Here is a 15,616-nt window from a genome sequence, read left to right as displayed (position 1 = left end):
CGGGGCAGGACGACCATGAAGCTCGACTCGATGTACCAGGACATCATCCTGGACCACTACCGCAACCCGAAGGGCAAGGGGCTGCGGGACGGCGACGCCGAGGTGCACCACGTCAACCCGACGTGTGGCGACGAGATCACCCTGCGGGTGAAGCTCGACGGTGCCAAGGTCACCGACGTCTCGTACGAGTCCCAGGGCTGTTCGATCAGCCAGGCCAGCGCCTCGGTGCTGAACGAGCTGGTGGTCGGCAAGACCGTCGGCGAGGCGCAGGCCGTCCAGGAGGCCTTCCTGGAGCTGATGCAGAGCAAGGGCCAGGGCGAGGGCGACGAGGAGGTGCTGGAGGACGCGGTCGCGTTCGCCGGCGTCTCCAAGTACCCGGCCCGGGTCAAGTGCGCCCTGCTCAGCTGGATGGCCTGGAAGGACGCCACCGCCCAGGCGCTCGCCAAGAACCCCGCCGTGAACGACTGACCCGCAGAGGAGGACAAGACCATGAGTGACGAAACCCCCTCCACTGCGGAGGAGCAGACCGGCACCGTCATCGTCGGCACCACCGCCGGCACCGTCTCGGTCGAGGACCTGACCGAGGCCCTGATGGACGTCGTCGACCCCGAACTGGGCATCGACGTCGTCAACCTGGGCCTGATCTACGGCATCCACATCGACGAGTCCGACGTGGCCACCATCGACATGACGCTCACCTCGGCGGCCTGCCCGCTGACCGACGTCATCGAGGACCAGGCCAAGACGGCCACCGACGGCCTGGTGCAGGACCTGCGCATCAACTGGGTCTGGATGCCGCCGTGGGGCCCCGACAAGATCACCGACGACGGCCGCGACCAGCTCCGCGCCCTCGGCTTCAACGTCTGAGATCTGCCGTACGGTACGCCGCTGCCGCGCGAACCCTTGGGGGTCGCGCGGCAGCGGCGTTTTTGCGCAAACACCCGCGCATCATCTGCTGTGCTGCACAGGTCCCCCGCCGTTCCCCACCATCCACCCCCCACCCGCCTGCCGGCGGGTGCCCGCCCCCGCCCTGCGCCGCGTGCGGCGCAGATGGAGCAGGGTGACTACCTGCCGGAGCCCCTTCGGGCCGGTGGGACAGCGTGTCTCAGGCGGCGATGTGTGCAGGCCGACTGCCGGTCATCGCGGAGCGTAGAGCTGTTCGGACTCGGGCGGCACCTGCGGCTGCCACGTCCGCTCCCTGGCCGGCCGTGAGGGTTCGGGTGGCCAGGCCGGCGCACGGGCGGCAGATGCCCGGTCGGGGCATGGGGTCGTGGCACTTGGCGCACTCGGCGTACCGGGTCGGTGGCCGTGCGGCGGGCCGGGCGGGTGGCAGCTTGTGCTCCAGGCGGTAGCGGAGCACGGCGGCTGCCGAGTGCATCGGGGTGGGCAGGCCCGGGAGCAGGGCGTGGGCCAGGTCGGCGGCGGTGCTGCCGCGGTCCAGCCACTGGGCGACCAGGGGAGCGAGTTCGCGCGCTTCGGCCTCGCCGAGGCGCAGGCGGGGTTCGGGTCGGATCACCCGGAACAGGGTGGCCACCGCTTCGCGGACCTCTTCGGTCTCGGAATCCTCCTCCTGTCCTTTCGACGTGAGGTCATCGGCCGGACTCGCGGGGAGGGTGGGTTCTTGCTGCCGGTCCTTTACAACAGGGCTGCCAGCAGCGCCGGTTGCCGCTCCACCGGGCGCCGGACGGGTGGTATCCGGCGCGAACCATGGTGTGTCGTACACGTGGGTCTCGGTGCGGATCGTGCCGTCCGGCATGCGGATCTTCTCGACCCGGTAGTAGCCGGCCTCGGTCAGCTCCTTCAACGCCCTACGGACGGCGCCGCGCCCCTGGGGGCTGGTGTCGGCCATGTGTCGGCCGTCCTCGCGCCAGCCGTCGGGGCGGGAGAGGAGGTCCGCGAGCAGGCCGCGGGCGGTGTAGCTCAACCGCCGGTACTGGAGCACGGCGTTGGGCAGCACGGTGAAGTTGCGCACGGAGGCGCTACGATGGACGCGCATCGGGAGGTTGGACTCCTGTTGCCGGACCCCGGGGTGTTCCAGCACCGCCGGGGTCGCCTGTTTTCGATTGGATTACAGAACGTATCACGGTAATTGACACTGCGTGAGACGTTTGGGATTGGTGGGTAGCTGCCGGCTTGCGGCTACCTGGTGGCCGGGAGGATCCCGCGTTCGACGGCCCCGCGCAGGACGGTGGCGAAGTCCTGGGGCAGGAGGTTGACCGCGTCGAGGGCTTCGGCGGTGAGGGGGATCTCCTCCAGGAGGTACTCGCCTCGGCCTTCCTGGCTGAACTCGGGACCGGTGCGGTCCTCGAAGCTCCACTTGTCGACGGTGGCGACGTAGAAGTCCTGGCGCTCGTCGTCAGTTTGGATGGTGTGGAGGAGGCCGACGATCTCGGCTTCGCCGGCGATCTCCTCACGGACCTCGCGCAGCAAGGCCTCCTCGGGGCCGGCGTCGGTGGGCTCGATCTTGCCGCCGACGATCACCCAGTACGGGGCGATGCCGGGGCGGATGCGCTTGATCAGCAGCATGGTGTCGTTCGGGGTGAGGAGGACGGCGCGGACGCGGTGCTGCATGGTGGTCTGCTTCCTGTTCGATGGGACGGGCGGTCAGTGGAGGAGCCGGCCGCCGTCGACGTGCAACGACTGGCCGGTGATGAAGGACGCGCTGGGGCCCGCGAGGAAGGCGACGGCGCGGGGCGCACTGACGGCGGATCTGGTCCTCGGGTCGGGCGTCAGGGGTGGTGGCCCGACGAATTCGATTGTGGATGCTCGGCATCGTCCATCCCTCGATGAGCTCGTCGTCTCAGCGGGGGACTCCGAGGATGTGGTTGCGTGCGGCACGGGCGAGGGTGGCCTGATGCGGGGTGGGGATTGCGGCGCGGTTCCAGTGGAAGGCGATCATGTGCGCGAGGACGTCGCGCAGGCCACGGGTGAGGCTTCCGCACAGCGCGAGGTCGGCCAGTTCACGGCCCGCGCGGGCGAAGGCGTGGACGCGATCGGTTTCTGCGTGGATGGCTTGGCCGGGGGCGCTCATGGTGAGGGTGTCGGCGGACAGCAGCACTCGGATCCTGTCGGTGACCGGTTGCGGTGGCTCTGCTGGTGCCGGGCGCATGGCGGCGACCCGGGCCCAGATGTCGCCCTGTTCCGTCCACTCCTGGCCGGCGGCACGGAGCATGGTGCTGCACAGCAGGACGGACAGTTCTCGCCGTCCGACGCGCCGGGTGACCGGCCGATGGCCCTCGGTCAGGATGGCACGGCTGTCGGCGTGGAAGAGGGCGTGTACCGCGTCGATGCCCAACGGACCGCCGAGGGCTTCGGTTTCGGGCTCGTAGATGCCGGGTGACCAGGACGTGATCGTGCCCTGGTGCCGGAGTCGGTCCAACTGCTCGGCCAGGTGGGTACGAAGGGCGGGACGGTCTGTGTGCAGGCGCAGCCGCCAGTGCGGGTGCTTGCGGACGTACCACCAGGAGGTGACAGCGCCTCGGGTCTCGGCGTCGCGCAGCGTGGGGGCGAGATGGGCGGCCAGGGTGGCCTCGGCGGTGTGCCAGTCAGTGGGCCGGATGTTGACCTGGACCCAGGCGTCGGAAGGGGTGGAGATGGCGGAGCGTCCGGCGGTGCGGTAGGTCTCGGCCGCGGTGGCCAGGTCGGCGGCGTCGATGCCGAGGCTGGCGGCGGCTCGAGTGGTGTCGGCTCCGGTAAGGACGGCGAGGATCGCCTGTTCCAGATGCGGGTGTTCGCCGTGGCGTGTCATGGGTGGTTCAGCCGAGGAGTAGGCAGGCGTCCCAACCGGTGGCGGGGGCGCCGCCGTGGTCGGTCGCGTGCAGGACCAAGCGCACTCCGGTGGTTCCGTTGAGAAATCCCGGTTCGCGGGCGGGGAGTCGGGCGTGGAGGAGGGCGCGCAGGGTGGGCAGGTGGGCGGTGAACTGGTCTGGGTTGGTGGCGTCGTGGGCGACGCGGTGGACGCTGTGCAGGAGGCCGGCGGCTCCGTGACACAGGCCGGCGTCGGTGACCTGGTCGAGTTGGGCGGGGTCGGCGATGCAGCGCAGTAGGGCGTGTTCGGCGGAGCGTTTGCGATGGGGGTCGCCGAGGGCGATGGCGGCGAGTTGCTGGGCGCGGGCCTGGCCGGGGGTGCCGTAGCACCAGCTGGGGCGGGGCGGGCCTTCCTGGAGGACCGCGCCGAGGCGGTGTTCGTCGGCGGTGACCCATTGCGGCCACCAGGCCCCTCCGGAGAAGCCGGGCTGGCGGAGGGCGTCGAGCCAGCTGAGGATGTGTAGTATGGCGTCGGTGTGTCCTTCGACGGTGGCACCTGCGCGCTTGGCGAGGGCGAGGAGGGCGAGGGGGCCGGTGATGCCGTGGGCGAGGCCGAGGTTGCCGTGGCCGTCGGGGAAAGCGGCGGAGGTTCGTCCGGCGGGGTCATAGCGCACCCACCAGCCGGGTAGGTCGGTGCCGGGCAGCGGCTGGGTCAGGCGGACGAGGTAGGTGAGGACATCGTGCAGGGAGTCGCCGCGCGGGTCGCGTTTGAGCAGATGGGCGCCGAGGCCGGTGAGCCCGTACAGCAGGTCGTACTCGGCGGCGCGGGCGAACTCGCCGGAGTCGATGCGGGCGTGGGCCCGGTCGAGACGGCAGCGGACGAGCTTGTGGATGGCCCGGTCCAGGGTGAGCTGTCTTCGCGTAGCGCTCGCTGCCTGCGGCGGCGGTGTGGAGGGTGAAGGCCAGGGCCGGTGCGCCGATGAACAGGGCGGCGTCGCCGGAGCCGATGAGGGCCTGGCCGGTCACGCCGGTCAGCCAGTTCTGGACGGTGCTCCAGGAGGTGTACCCGAGTGCGGCGCGTTCGGCATGGAGCAGGGTGATGCCGACGGCGCCGGCGGCCAGGGACTGGGCGGCGCCCGCGTCGGCGGGGCCGCACGGCGCGGCCCTGCGGGTGGTGGCGGGGTTCATCGAGGGCGGCATCCTTGGTGTCGGTGGACGAGGGTGAGCGCGGTGGCGCGGGCGAGGCGGAGGCAGTCGCGCTCGCTGTCCTGGTCGATCCCGGCGGCACGGATGTGGTGCATGTGCAGGAACGAGGCCAGGATGGAATCCGGGTCGGGCCCGGCGTGGGCGTGCAGGGCGGCACGGTAGGCGCGCACGGCTGTGCGGCGTATCGCCCAGGCACGGGCGATCTCGGTTCCGGTCTCGGCGCGCAGCCCGGCCCGGGCGTTGGCCGGTTCGGCGAGGCGAAGCGTCTGCGCGAGTACGGCTCGATCGAGGCCCGGCGCGCCGTCGGCGCGGGTGATGTGTTCGACCAGCCAGGCAGCACCGGTCCTGGTGTCGCCGGTGAAGGCGGCGGCGAGGTCGATGAAGCCGGCGGCGATGAGGGCCTGCCGAGGCAGGCGGCCCGGGCCATTTTGGCGTTGCTGGGCGAGGGCGACCGTGGAATCGGCGACGAAGACGGATTCGGCCAGTTCGAGGAGGCGGCCGGTCCCGTAGCGTCCGGTCTCGGGTTGGTAGGTGTCCCACTGGAGGCGGCCGGGGGCCAGGCCAGCGGCGTGCAGTCCGCTGGTCCAGGCGGCGAGCTTCCGGGTGAGGTCTTCGAACGGGCCGCGCAGGCGGAAGCGTAGGCGCAGGTGCGGGTCCGGGTCGCGGTAGGGGACGAACCAGCAGTCCGGGTCTGCGAGGGTGGCGAGCAGTTCGGGGAGGCGGGCCAGGATCGCGCTGTGCCGGGCCGGCTGGGCGTAGACCTTGGCGAACGCCCACCGCGTCTGCGGATCGGCCGGGTGCTCGCCGGGAGACTCGGCGACGGCCGCCAGGTTCACTGCCGGTGGTCGGTGTGCTTCCCGGACACAGACGAGTGGCAGGACGATCTCCGTTGCCCGGCCGTCTGCCCACCCGAGGTCCGTCGGGTCGGGGGCCTGCCGCAGGAGGGCCTTGCCGCTGCGGTTGAGGTGGGCGCGAAGCAACTGCCGGTGTGGGCGCTGGTCGAGGTCGATCCGTAGGCGCTGGTCACCGTCACCGAGGTCGACGTGCGCGGGGATCCGCAGGCGGTGCCGTACGCCGTCGAAGGCCCGCTCCCACTCCAGCGGGCTGTGTCCCTGGGCGGGGAGATCGGCGGCGTCGAGCCGCCACCGGGCGGTGGCCAGGATGATGCGTCCGTGCCGGACGGCTGGCAGCACCGGTAGGGCCTCGGCCATCGCACCCCAGGAGAACGGTGCGAGGACGGCGGCGCGAGCGCGGGGCAGTTCGGAGAGGAACCGGGCAAGCGGATGGGTGAAGTTCACCGCCTCGACGGCGTTGAACACCGTCGGCTCGATCACGTGCCCGCTGGTCCTGGAGACCAGGTGCATTCGCCGGGCGTCGGAGGTCACCAGCAGGTCCCGCAGAGGCAAGGCCTCGGGTGCGTGCTCGGCGACGGCGATCACGTCGTCCAGGACCCGGGGTGCGCGGGCGACATTGTCGGTGCCGACCCACAGCGGAGGGCAGGAGACCTGGGCGCGGCGGGTGCCGGCGGTCACGGCGGGGGCGCCGCGCAGCTGGGCCGAGAGACAGTGCAGGTCGGCATGGGGAAGGTGCAGGAACCGGCCGATGGTGGTGCCCGCGCCCTGCGACAGGCCGGTGACCACGAGCCGGAAGTCGCGGTTGTCAAGGTGCTGTCGGCTGGTGGCGTGGATCTGGACGCACATGTCCAGGTGGGGCGGCAGGTGGTCGGCCTGTTCCGCGCCGAGACCGGGCGCCAGCACGGCGAGGTCGACGGAGTCCGTCGCGTCGAGGGCGGCGAGGTGCGCGGCCTGGAGCAGGTGCCTGTCGCGGGTCGTGACCGGGGCGGTTGGCAGCTCCTGGGTGCTGGTGCGATACCCGGCAGGGAAGCCCAGTCCGGTATCGGGGTTCACCAGGTCCAACACCGGTACGAGCGCGCCGATGCCGTACCGCTCCAGGAACCGGAGCTGGTAGTCGCGCCAGGCTGGGGAGCCGCTCGGGTGGGGGCTGGCCCGGACGAGCAGCACGGCAGCGGTCTCTGCTGCGCGGGCCACCGTGTGCGGGATGGCCAGGTCGACATCGAGCTGGAGGTCGACGGCGAGAGCGGGACGCCCGGTTCCGTCGGTCGACTCCCGCAGGCGGGCGCGCTCCTCCCGCTGCGCGTGGCTCGGAGCCACGTTGTGTTCGACGATCCTGCGGCCGAGGTCGCAGAGCAACTGGGCAAGGCCTGCAACCGTGGGAATCGACTCGGCTTTGGCTTCCGTGAGCCGCTCCGAGACGTGGTTGAGCGGGTCGCGCGCGTCCATCGGGGGCCGCAGGGCGGTGATGAGGACGCCGTGGTGGACGAGCTGTGTGAGCATGCGGTGGGCCTGTTCGGGAGCGGCGCCAGGGTGGGCGTCGAGCACGAGCTCGGCCAGGCGGTCGAGGCGGATCGGCTGCCTGGCCGCATCGATCGCGGTACGGACGGGTCCGGTGCGTCGCACGGCGACTTCGGCGGGTGCTGCGGCGGGCTGGCGCTGGCCGACTCGGCGAAGCGGTACCACCACGTGGTCGCCACGCACCGTGCAGGTCTGATCGACTGTTACGGGCAGGCGCCGCAGCAGCTCCGGGTCGCGCTCGAGTCGGTCCACCACATCGGTGAGCCACCGGGCGTCCGGCCGGGCGATCGCGCGGTGGTCCGTGCTCCAGACGCCCTCCAGTGTGCGGCCGATCCGGACCGGGGCGACGCCGGCGAACATGCCGAAGGGAGTGGCGCGGTGGCGTTGGCGCAGCAGGTAACGGGCGAGCGTCCCAGCGGCCTTGCGAACGGCACGAGGGGCGCGTACCCGGCCGTCGATGATGTCCTCGACGCGCGCGGCGTAGGCGGGATTGGCCAGCTGGACGGCCTCGGCGAGTTGCGGGTCCGCCCAGGTGTCGGACATCCAGGACCGCCATGCCTCCGTCGCGGTCGGGCCGGCGTCGAGGTCCGGCCACGGGCGGACTTCGGGCGTGCCGGTGTGCGCGGCGGCGCGTAACAGCGCCATGTCCAGAGCCCGGTACATACGCGCCTTCCTCTCGGAGCCGGTGGGGTTGTGCCCACCTTGGTGCCGGGGCCGTTGTGGGCCCCGGCACCAAGGTGCGGGTGTGGGTCAGGCGATGCAGCCGCTGTTGGAGCAGGCGGACTGGCAGGTCTCGCCGCAGCCGTCATCGGTGCTACTCATCAGCTCGCCGATCACAGGGCCCTGCTCGATGATCGTGACGTCCAGCTCGAAGCCGTTGTCCTGTTCCTGAGCCATGGCTCGTACCTCCTGGAGGAGTTGGGGACGGGTGAGGTGGTGCTTCACCTGGCATCGGGGCCGGTCACGACTTTCCGGGCCAGGAGATGGTGATGCGGGTGTGGGTCTTGTCGACCACACGGCCCGCGGGCAGCCGGTCGTCCGGAGTTCCGGCCGGGTGGACCTCGAACTGGGCGCCGGGGCCGCCCCGGTGCTCCTGGTCCCAGACACGGATCTCGTGGACGAGGCGACCGGCGGCGGCACCGGCGGCCGGGCCGTGCCCGTACGCGCCGAGTTCGAAACGGGTGCGGGTCTCGTCGGCGGGCCGGACGGTGCGGTAGGCGAGGGTGCCGCCCACCACGACCGTGGCCACGCCCAGGGGGGAGGCGGACGCGACGATCCCCTTGGCCCGGGCGGCCGGTGTCGCGGTCAGCCGTGTGTGGCCGTCCAGCGCGGTGGCCAGCCACAGGTCCAGGTCGTCGATCGGCTCCTCGCCCCCGACCGTCACGCCCGACCACACCGCCTGATGGGGCATGGCCAGCGCCGCGCGCAGAGCTGCGACATCCACCTGGTCGCCGTCGTCCAACCGCAGCCCGACCTCCTCGCCGGGCTCGTCGTGCAGCAGCACCAGGTGTTCGCGGTTCTCCGCCGCGCCCTGCATCGGCACGAACCCGCACAGCTCGTACCCGGTGCTCACCAGATGGTCGCCGGCACGGACGAGGGCTACCGAGCGGGTCAGCCCGCGAACGCGCAGCGGCACGACGATCCGCCCATCGGGGAGCAGCTGTCGCGTCCAGGCCGGTGGGATGTCCGGGGCTCCGACAGTGACCACGACCAGGTCGAACGGGGCGTGTTCCGGGACACCGAACGCGCCGTCCGCGGTGACGACCCGCACGTGTTCGTAACCCGCGTCGTCGAGCAGCCGACGGGCCCGGCTGGTGACTTCCGGGTCGATGTCCACGGTGGTGACCGCGCCGTCGGGGGCGACGAGTTCGGCCAGATAGGCGGCGAACATGCCACCGGAGCCGATCTCCAGGACGTTCTCTCCGGGCCGGGGGTCGGCCTGCTCCAGCATGAACGCCTGGATGCGCGCGGCGGAGACGGAGCTGATCGCGAGGCCGTCCTTGTCGCGCTTGGTCACCACCGCGCGCTCCGGATCGTAGACGTCGGCGATCTGTGCCCCGGGGACGAAGGGCTCGCGCGGGACACGGCCCATGGTCTTGGCGATGCGTGCGGTACGGATCGTCCCGTCCTCGCGCAGCGCCGCCACCATGGCGGCGCGCAGGGTCTCCGGGGTCTCCCGGGCGGGTTCGGTGGTCACGATGTCTCCTTGGTGTTGGTGCGCGTTACAGGCAGCGGGGGCGGCCCAGGGCGTCGGCGACTCGAACGCTCGCCCAGACCTTCTTGGTGGTGGCCGCCAACTCCTCTCCCATGGCGTGCGCCAGGCTCCGGACGAGGAGCAGCCCGCGACCATGCTCGTCGTTGCCGCCGGCCTGAACCGCCAACAGAGGCAGGTCGGGGCGGGAGTCCAGGACCTCGATGCGGCAGTAGCCGTCGGTCTCGTCAAGCAGCACCCGGACGACGTCGCCCGGCTTGCTGGCGTGCCGGATCGCGTTCGTCGTCAACTCGGCGAAGACGAGCAGGACATCGAGAGCCGGCTCGTCGTCCACGTCCCAGCCCCACTCCACGAGTTTGGCCCGCGCGACGCGACGTGCCGTGGGAATCGCGGTCACGTCTGCCGGGAAAGCGGCCTTCCAACGCCGGAGAGGCCACGCTTGCTCGACGGCCACCATGTGCATCGCTCCGATCGGCAGGAGCGCTCGAACGCCCCGTTCCTGGTTGCCTGCGGGGATCAACCTTGGCCTGGCGACGAGGACAGAACTACTGGCAAACCTTGGACACTTGCTCCCCTTCGGGGTGACCGGTGGGGACAATCGCGGACAGTTCGGAGACACTTCCGCGTGACCCGCACGATCCCTCCGCCGGCGGTGGTAGGCAGGGAGCGGACGCAGTTCACACCGGGCTGCGGCGAAGGGATCCGCGATGAACCTGTTCGATGCCTTGGTCGCCGAGTCCGGCATGGACTTCCGCGGTTTCCTGGCCGAGTACAGGCGGGCCGCCGCGCTGCTCCACGAGAGGACCGGCGATCTCGCCTACAGGAACGTCGACCTGACGGACAAGAGCTTCACACGGTGGCGCTCCGGTCAGGTCACGCGACCCCACCACCCGGCGCCCGCGATCCTCAAGCAGATCTTCGGTAGGCCGGTGGACGAGCTCCTGGCTCCTCGGAGTGACGAGCAGGTCCGATCGCTGCTCGCAGTGGTGGACCCTGTGCTCGATGAAAGAGAGATGGCCGTGACTGCACGAGATGCCCGCGCCCACGCCGCCGATGCGGCTGCTCGACTCCTGCCGGACCTCAGCCTCGACCAGCTCGAAGACGACCTGGTACGCCTGGCCCGGGACACTGGTGCCAAACCGCCGCATCTGATCTTCATGTCAGCGAAGGAACTGCTTGGGGTCGCGACGGTTCAGCTGGATCGTACCCAGGTGTTGTCGCAGCGGGGACGTCTCTACCGCGTGGCCGGCCTGGCCTCGGCACTTCTGGCCGCTTGTGCCTTCGACCTCGGCGCCATGCCCTACGCGTTCGAACTGACGCGGGCAGCAGCCCTGTACGGCCAGGTTGCCGAGCACCAGCCCCTGCGGGCGTACGCCCACGGCTACCTGGCTGTCCTGTACTACTGGAGCGGTAACCCCGCCCAAGCCGTCCGCAAGATCGAGGAGGCTCGGTCGTTCTCCGGCATCGGTGCCACGGGCAGGGCACGACTGGCTGCGATCGCGGCCCGCGCGTACGCGCATCGAGGCCGGGCCGACGAAGCTCACCGGGCGATACTGGAGAGTGTGGCCGAGCACGGGCGTGCCGAGGATGACCTGCACGACGGCGTGGGTGGCGAGTTCGACTTCGACCTGGAGCGGGTCGAGATGAGTAACAGCGCCAGCTTGTTGCTCCTGCGGGACGGCCGTGGCGCCGAGGCCTCTGCCCGGCGGTCGCTGGAACTGATCGCTGCCCGCTCCGCGAACTCCAATCCTCTTGTCATCGCTCCCCAGGCCCGGGCCGATCTGGCTTCCGCCCTCCTGATGCGCCATGATCTGGACGGCGCTGCTGACGCGCTCTCCCCGGTGCTCTCCCTCCCCCGGGAGTGGCGTGGCGCGGGCCTTACGGGCAGGGTCAACGCGGTCCGGACCGAGTTGGCGTTGCCGGCCTTCCGCAGCGCCCAGCTCGCGCGGGATCTTGCGGACCGGATTGACGACTTCACCCTGGTGGCTCCGCCCCAGGTTCTCGGGCCCGGCACGACGCGGATCGCTCTCGGTGGAGGCAATGACTAGCGCACGCTGTCCAGGATGGCCTGCTCCTTGGCCGGGTCGATACCGTGCTTGGCCCAACGCCTGTGCGGGACCGGCGTGTTGCCTTGGCTCAGCCAGTGCCACGTGTCGGCCACGGTCTCTGCGAGCGGCCGGCTGTGGAAGCCGGCCGCGACCGCCGAGGACGAGTCGATGACGGACACGCCAGGGTGGTTCCACCACAGCGGAAGCTCGGTCCACTGCCGCAGACCGTGGCGGAGCAAGATCTCGTCCTCCACCCAGAACAGTTCCCCGGTGCTGCCGGTCACGTCCACGCACGCCTGGAGGAAGCCGCCCATCGTCTCCCGGCCGATCGGGGTGGCGAGGTTGTGGACCTGGTGACCGACGTGCAGGACCTGGTCGAGTGCGAAAGTGGCGACATCCCGAACATCGACCGCTTGGACCCGTCTCGTGGGGTCCCCAGGCGCGAGGATCGCTCCGCCCCGCTCGGCTCGGCCCAGCCACCACGGCAGCCGGCCGACGTACTCCCCGGGGCCGAGGATCACGACTGGCCTGAGAAGGCTCGTTCGGGCGAGACCGAATGCCTCGGTCACCGCATACTCGGTACCGGCCTTCCGCCGCCCGTAGTCGGGGTTGATGCCCGAGGCGCTGTCCGATGACTGAGTAGTGCCTGGCCCTGCACCGGCCGGGGCCTCCAGTACCGGCGAGTCCACGCTCAGAGGCTCATGGGGCCATCCCTCGTACACCGAAACGGTGGAGACGTAGACGTACCGGCCGACGACCGGTTCCAGGGCCCGAGTGCCCGCCAGGACAGCACGGGGCGACAGCTCCGAGGCCGAGGTGTCGATCACGGCGTCCCACGGACCGTGATCGGCCAGACGCGCCAGGTCCTCGGGGCGCTCCCGGTCGCCGTGCACGGCGACCGCTCCGGGCACCGGGGTACCGGACAGTCCGCGCGTGAACGTGGTCACCGCCCAGCCCCGTTCCAGCGCGCCGCTCACGACCGCGCGACCCAGGAACCAGCCGCCGCCCAGCACGAGAATCCTCATGTGCTGATCCTGCCAGCAGCGCACCCTTCGTCCGGAGATGAGTCGTCAATCTCCCACTGCTCAAACCTCTCCTTCGGCGGAAAGAACTGTGTGCCGCTGGTATGGCTGCTCGCGGCCGGTGAAGGTGGGGCTCATGTCGTCTGTTGTTGCGCTCGGGCAGTGGGTCTTGCCCGAATCGCCATACGCGCTTTGGGCTCGGGGCGAGCTCGATGAGCAGCTGGGGCTACCCGAAGTGCTGCGGGTTGAGGTGATCGGCGGGGAGTTCGCTGTGACTCCGTATCCGCCGGTGAATCATGCCTTGATGCTGCGGGACATCCACGAGTGGCTGTTCCGTGCCGAGTCCAGAGATGGGGGCTTCCCGTGGCGGGTAGTGCAGCACGTCGGCGTCGATCTTGCGGAGATCGGTGACGGGTACAGCCCTGACCTCATTGTGGTGACCGCTGAGGTGGACCTGTTGGCGAGGGCGGAGGACCGGTACCTCAGCCCGAACGAGATCAGCTTGGTGGCCGAGGTCACCGCGTATCCCAGCGCGCACAACGACCGGCGCCCTGTATCGGGCAATCCCACCAAGTGGAGCGGGTACGCGCGCACCGGAGTGCCGTACTACCTGCTGGTGGACCGCGACCCGCGGCAGTCCGGTGTCACCCTGTTCGGGGAGCCGAACCGGGGCGAGGGGACGTACGAGGTGCTGGGCGAGTGGAAGTTCGGTGAGACCGTCCGGCCGCCGGAGCCGTTCGACGTCGAGATCGCAACCGACGCCTGGAAGCCCTGGAGCGTCTGAGGCCTGCCGCGCGGCCCGGGACTTCTTCGGAAGTCCCGGGCAGTGGCATCTCCGTGCCTCAGCACGCGAGGGGTTCGCCCGCCGCCGGGTGAACCCCTCGCGCCGTCTGGCTGGGCGGCTACAGTCGCGGCCATGAGCGACTCCCTGTCTCCCAAGGTCGTGGCCCAGCCCCGTACCGCCGTCGGCGTGCTCTTCTTCGACGAGGAGGACGACCGCGTCCTCCTCGTCAAGCCGACCTACAAGCCTGGCTGGGAGATTCCCGGCGGCTACCTGCACGCCGGCGAGACACCGAGCGAGGGCGCGGCCCGGGAGGTCAAGGAGGAGCTCGGTATCACGCCGCCGATCGGGCGCCTGCTCGTCGCCGACTGGGCACCTCACCCCACCGAGGGTGACAAGCTCCTCTTCGTCTTTGACGGCGGCGTCCTCCCCGCCGACGAGCTGGACGACATCACCGTCGACCAGGTGGAGATCGGCGAGTACGCCTTCCACGCTATCGGCCAGCTCGACGAAGTCCTCATCCCGCGCCTCGCCCGCCGGGTCCACGCCGCCTGTGCGGCCAGGATGCAGTCCGAGACCGTCTACTTGGAGCACGGAGCGACCCGCCCGTAAGGCCATGCCACGGCGCTTTGATGTGACAGGCGGGACGGCGTGCGGCGAGGGCGGGGGCGGGCACCCGCCGGCAGGCGGGTGGGGGGTGGATGGTGGGGAACGGCGGGGGACTTGAACAGCGCAGCAGATGATGCGCGGGTGTTCACCCGGCGGCGGGCGAAGCGGGGGTGGGAAGACGCCGCTGCCCGGGACTTCTTCGGAAGTCCCGGGCAGCGGCGTTCTGTGTGTGGGCCGTCAGGCGGTGGGCTTGGGTTTGCGGGCGACGGCGATGGCGAGGGCGGTGCAGGCGAGGGCGGCGAGGGCGGCGAAGCCGCTGACGGAGGGGAGGAGGCCGTAGGTCTGGACGAGGGCGCCGAGGGCGATGATGGGGGCGGAGCTGCCGAGGTAGACGATGACCCAGAGGGCGCTCAGTTCGGAGCCGCGGCGTTCCGGGTTCATCGCGGTGACGGCGCTGGTGAACAGGGAGCGGAAGGCGACGCCCTGGGAGACGCCGCCGAGGACGCTGCCGATGAAGAGCAGTGCCGGGGTGCCGGTGTACTGGGCGGCGACGACCAGGCCGAGGCCGGTGGCCAGGCCGGTCATGCCGAGGGCGGTCACCACGCGGTCGGAGGTCGGCGGGACGAGCAGCTGGGTGGCGGCGGAGGAGCCGAGCAGGAGGGCGGCCACGATCGCGCCGACCAGCTTGGAGTCGGTGTGCAGCAGCTTGGCGGCGAAGGCCGGGGCCAGGCTGAGGTAGACGCCGAACACCGCGTAGGAGATGAAGCCGGCGGTGGCGGCGAGCAGGAACTCGCGGCGCCCGGTGCGCGGCAGCCGCAGGCGCTGGGGGCGCAGGTGGGCCGGGGTGGTGATGCGGGGCGGGGAGGCCGGCGGGCGGCTGCGGCCGGGCATCCGGGGGTGGAGGAGGGCCAGCGGCACGCAGAGCGCGAGCAGGGCGATGGCGTGCAGCAGGAAGGGCGTCAGCAACGGTTCGGAGCCGCCGGCCAGCAGGGCGCCGACCACCGGGCCGAGGGCGACGCCGCCCGCGGAACAGGCCAGGGTGATCTTGGCGGCCAGGGTCGGGTGGTCGGGCAGCAGGTCGCCGAGGGCGGCTCCGGCGGCGCCGGTGGACAGGCCGACGGCGATGCCCTGGACGGCCCGGCCGGCGGCGAGCTGCCAGAAGCTGTCGGAGGTGGCGAACACGACGTCGCCGACGGCGGACAGCGCGACGGCGGGCAGGATCAGGGCGCGGCGGCCTAGGTGGTCGGACCAGTGGCCGACCACGGCCAGGACCGGGACCAGCGCCAGCACGTAGATCGCGAACAGGACGGTGGTGTCGAGCGCGGTGAGGTGCAGCCGCTGCTGGAGGAGCGAGTAGATCGGCGTGGCCAGGTTGGCGCCGATCAGCATCAGCAGCAGGGCGGCGGCCACCAGGCCGACGCGGACGCCGCGCAGCGCGTTCCAGCGGCTGATCGCGGCGAGCCGGAGCTGGGCGCGCGGCGCGAGCTCCGGGGGAAGCAGGGCCTCCGACAGTCGGCGTCCGTCGAGCTGCGCGGTGCGCAGGCCGGAGCCGGCGGGGGAGAGGTCCGCCATGGCAGGGGTCTCCTGTGGCCGGGCACCACCGGGGTCGGCGGGGTGTG

At 71.2% G+C, this 15,616-nt stretch carries 15 protein-coding genes; 5 read left to right on the top strand and 10 right to left on the bottom strand.

The genetic code is table 11. From position 1 onward, the window contains the following. Positions 1 to 15: 15 nt before the first annotated feature. Entirely contained in the window at positions 16 to 468 is a 453-nt protein-coding gene (sufU, locus tag ACFVXH_RS20825) for a Fe-S cluster assembly sulfur transfer protein SufU (RefSeq protein WP_049650585.1), read from the top strand. A gap of 21 nt (positions 469 to 489) precedes the next feature. Further along, complete coding sequence (locus ACFVXH_RS20820) at positions 490 to 867, top strand: metal-sulfur cluster assembly factor (protein ID WP_259316762.1); 378 nt, start codon at positions 490 to 492, stop codon at positions 865 to 867. Between the two features lie 238 nt (positions 868 to 1,105). On the opposite strand, the gene ACFVXH_RS20815 is transcribed toward ACFVXH_RS20820, so the two are convergent. The 8 genes from ACFVXH_RS20815 to ACFVXH_RS20780 form a co-directional block, all read right to left on the bottom strand. Further along, the gene (locus ACFVXH_RS20815) at positions 1,106 to 1,996 is read right to left on the bottom strand and encodes a hypothetical protein (RefSeq protein ID WP_387825869.1); all 891 of its coding nucleotides are present in this window, start codon (positions 1,994 to 1,996) and stop codon (positions 1,106 to 1,108) included. Between the two features lie 143 nt (positions 1,997 to 2,139). Then, the gene (locus ACFVXH_RS20810) at positions 2,140 to 2,571 is read right to left on the bottom strand and encodes an NUDIX domain-containing protein (protein WP_387825866.1); all 432 of its coding nucleotides are present in this window, start codon (positions 2,569 to 2,571) and stop codon (positions 2,140 to 2,142) included. 229 nt (positions 2,572 to 2,800) lie between these two features. Further along, positions 2,801 to 3,748 (bottom strand): thiopeptide-type bacteriocin biosynthesis protein, encoded by a 948-nt coding sequence (locus ACFVXH_RS20805; protein ID WP_387825863.1) that lies wholly within the window; start codon positions 3,746 to 3,748, stop codon positions 2,801 to 2,803. A gap of 7 nt (positions 3,749 to 3,755) precedes the next feature. Then, positions 3,756 to 4,640: a lanthionine synthetase C family protein gene (locus ACFVXH_RS20800; protein WP_387826184.1), complete on the bottom strand. Its 885-nt coding sequence runs from the start codon at positions 4,638 to 4,640 to the stop codon at positions 3,756 to 3,758. A 291-nt stretch (positions 4,641 to 4,931) separates the two neighbouring features. After that, positions 4,932 to 7,988, bottom strand: a complete 3,057-nt coding sequence (locus ACFVXH_RS20795; protein ID WP_387825860.1) for a lantibiotic dehydratase — start codon at positions 7,986 to 7,988, stop codon at positions 4,932 to 4,934. 87 nt (positions 7,989 to 8,075) lie between these two features. Continuing rightward, a complete protein-coding gene (locus ACFVXH_RS20790) occupies positions 8,076 to 8,222 on the bottom strand; it encodes an FxLD family lanthipeptide (RefSeq protein ID WP_387825857.1) in 147 nt (48 codons plus the stop codon). Positions 8,223 to 8,286: 64 nt separating this feature from the next. Next, complete coding sequence (gene fxlM / locus ACFVXH_RS20785) at positions 8,287 to 9,522, bottom strand: methyltransferase, FxLD system (protein ID WP_387825854.1); 1,236 nt, start codon at positions 9,520 to 9,522, stop codon at positions 8,287 to 8,289. Between the two features lie 25 nt (positions 9,523 to 9,547). Next, positions 9,548 to 9,934: an ATP-binding protein gene (locus ACFVXH_RS20780; RefSeq protein ID WP_387825851.1), complete on the bottom strand. Its 387-nt coding sequence runs from the start codon at positions 9,932 to 9,934 to the stop codon at positions 9,548 to 9,550. A 310-nt stretch (positions 9,935 to 10,244) separates the two neighbouring features. On the opposite strand from ACFVXH_RS20780, the gene ACFVXH_RS20775 reads away from it, so the two are divergent. Continuing rightward, complete coding sequence (locus ACFVXH_RS20775) at positions 10,245 to 11,585, top strand: hypothetical protein (RefSeq protein ID WP_387825848.1); 1,341 nt, start codon at positions 10,245 to 10,247, stop codon at positions 11,583 to 11,585. On the opposite strand, the gene ACFVXH_RS20770 is transcribed toward ACFVXH_RS20775, so the two are convergent. Beyond that, on the bottom strand, positions 11,582 to 12,610 hold the full coding sequence (locus ACFVXH_RS20770; RefSeq protein WP_387825845.1) for an NAD-dependent epimerase/dehydratase family protein: 1,029 nt from the start codon (positions 12,608 to 12,610) through the stop codon (positions 11,582 to 11,584). The genes ACFVXH_RS20775 and ACFVXH_RS20770 overlap by 4 nt on opposite strands. A 133-nt stretch (positions 12,611 to 12,743) precedes the next feature. On the opposite strand from ACFVXH_RS20770, the gene ACFVXH_RS20765 reads away from it, so the two are divergent. Both ACFVXH_RS20765 and ACFVXH_RS20760 read left to right on the top strand, forming a co-directional pair. Beyond that, entirely contained in the window at positions 12,744 to 13,391 is a 648-nt protein-coding gene (locus ACFVXH_RS20765) for a Uma2 family endonuclease (RefSeq protein WP_387825842.1), read from the top strand. Between the two features lie 132 nt (positions 13,392 to 13,523). Then, a complete protein-coding gene (locus tag ACFVXH_RS20760; RefSeq protein WP_387825839.1) occupies positions 13,524 to 14,000 on the top strand; it encodes an NUDIX domain-containing protein in 477 nt (158 codons plus the stop codon). A gap of 234 nt (positions 14,001 to 14,234) precedes the next feature. Here the strand turns inward: ACFVXH_RS20760 and ACFVXH_RS20755 are convergent, their stop codons facing one another. Further along, positions 14,235 to 15,569: an MFS transporter gene (locus ACFVXH_RS20755; RefSeq protein WP_079271943.1), complete on the bottom strand. Its 1,335-nt coding sequence runs from the start codon at positions 15,567 to 15,569 to the stop codon at positions 14,235 to 14,237. Between the last annotated feature and the right edge of the window lie 47 nt (positions 15,570 to 15,616).

It is taken from the genome of Kitasatospora sp. NPDC058184 (assembly GCF_042883725.1).
Classification (GTDB): Bacteria; Actinomycetota; Actinomycetes; order Streptomycetales; family Streptomycetaceae; genus Kitasatospora.
The sequence above is the reverse complement of the archived record's forward strand: the minus strand, read 5'-3'. Positions and strand labels throughout refer to the sequence as shown.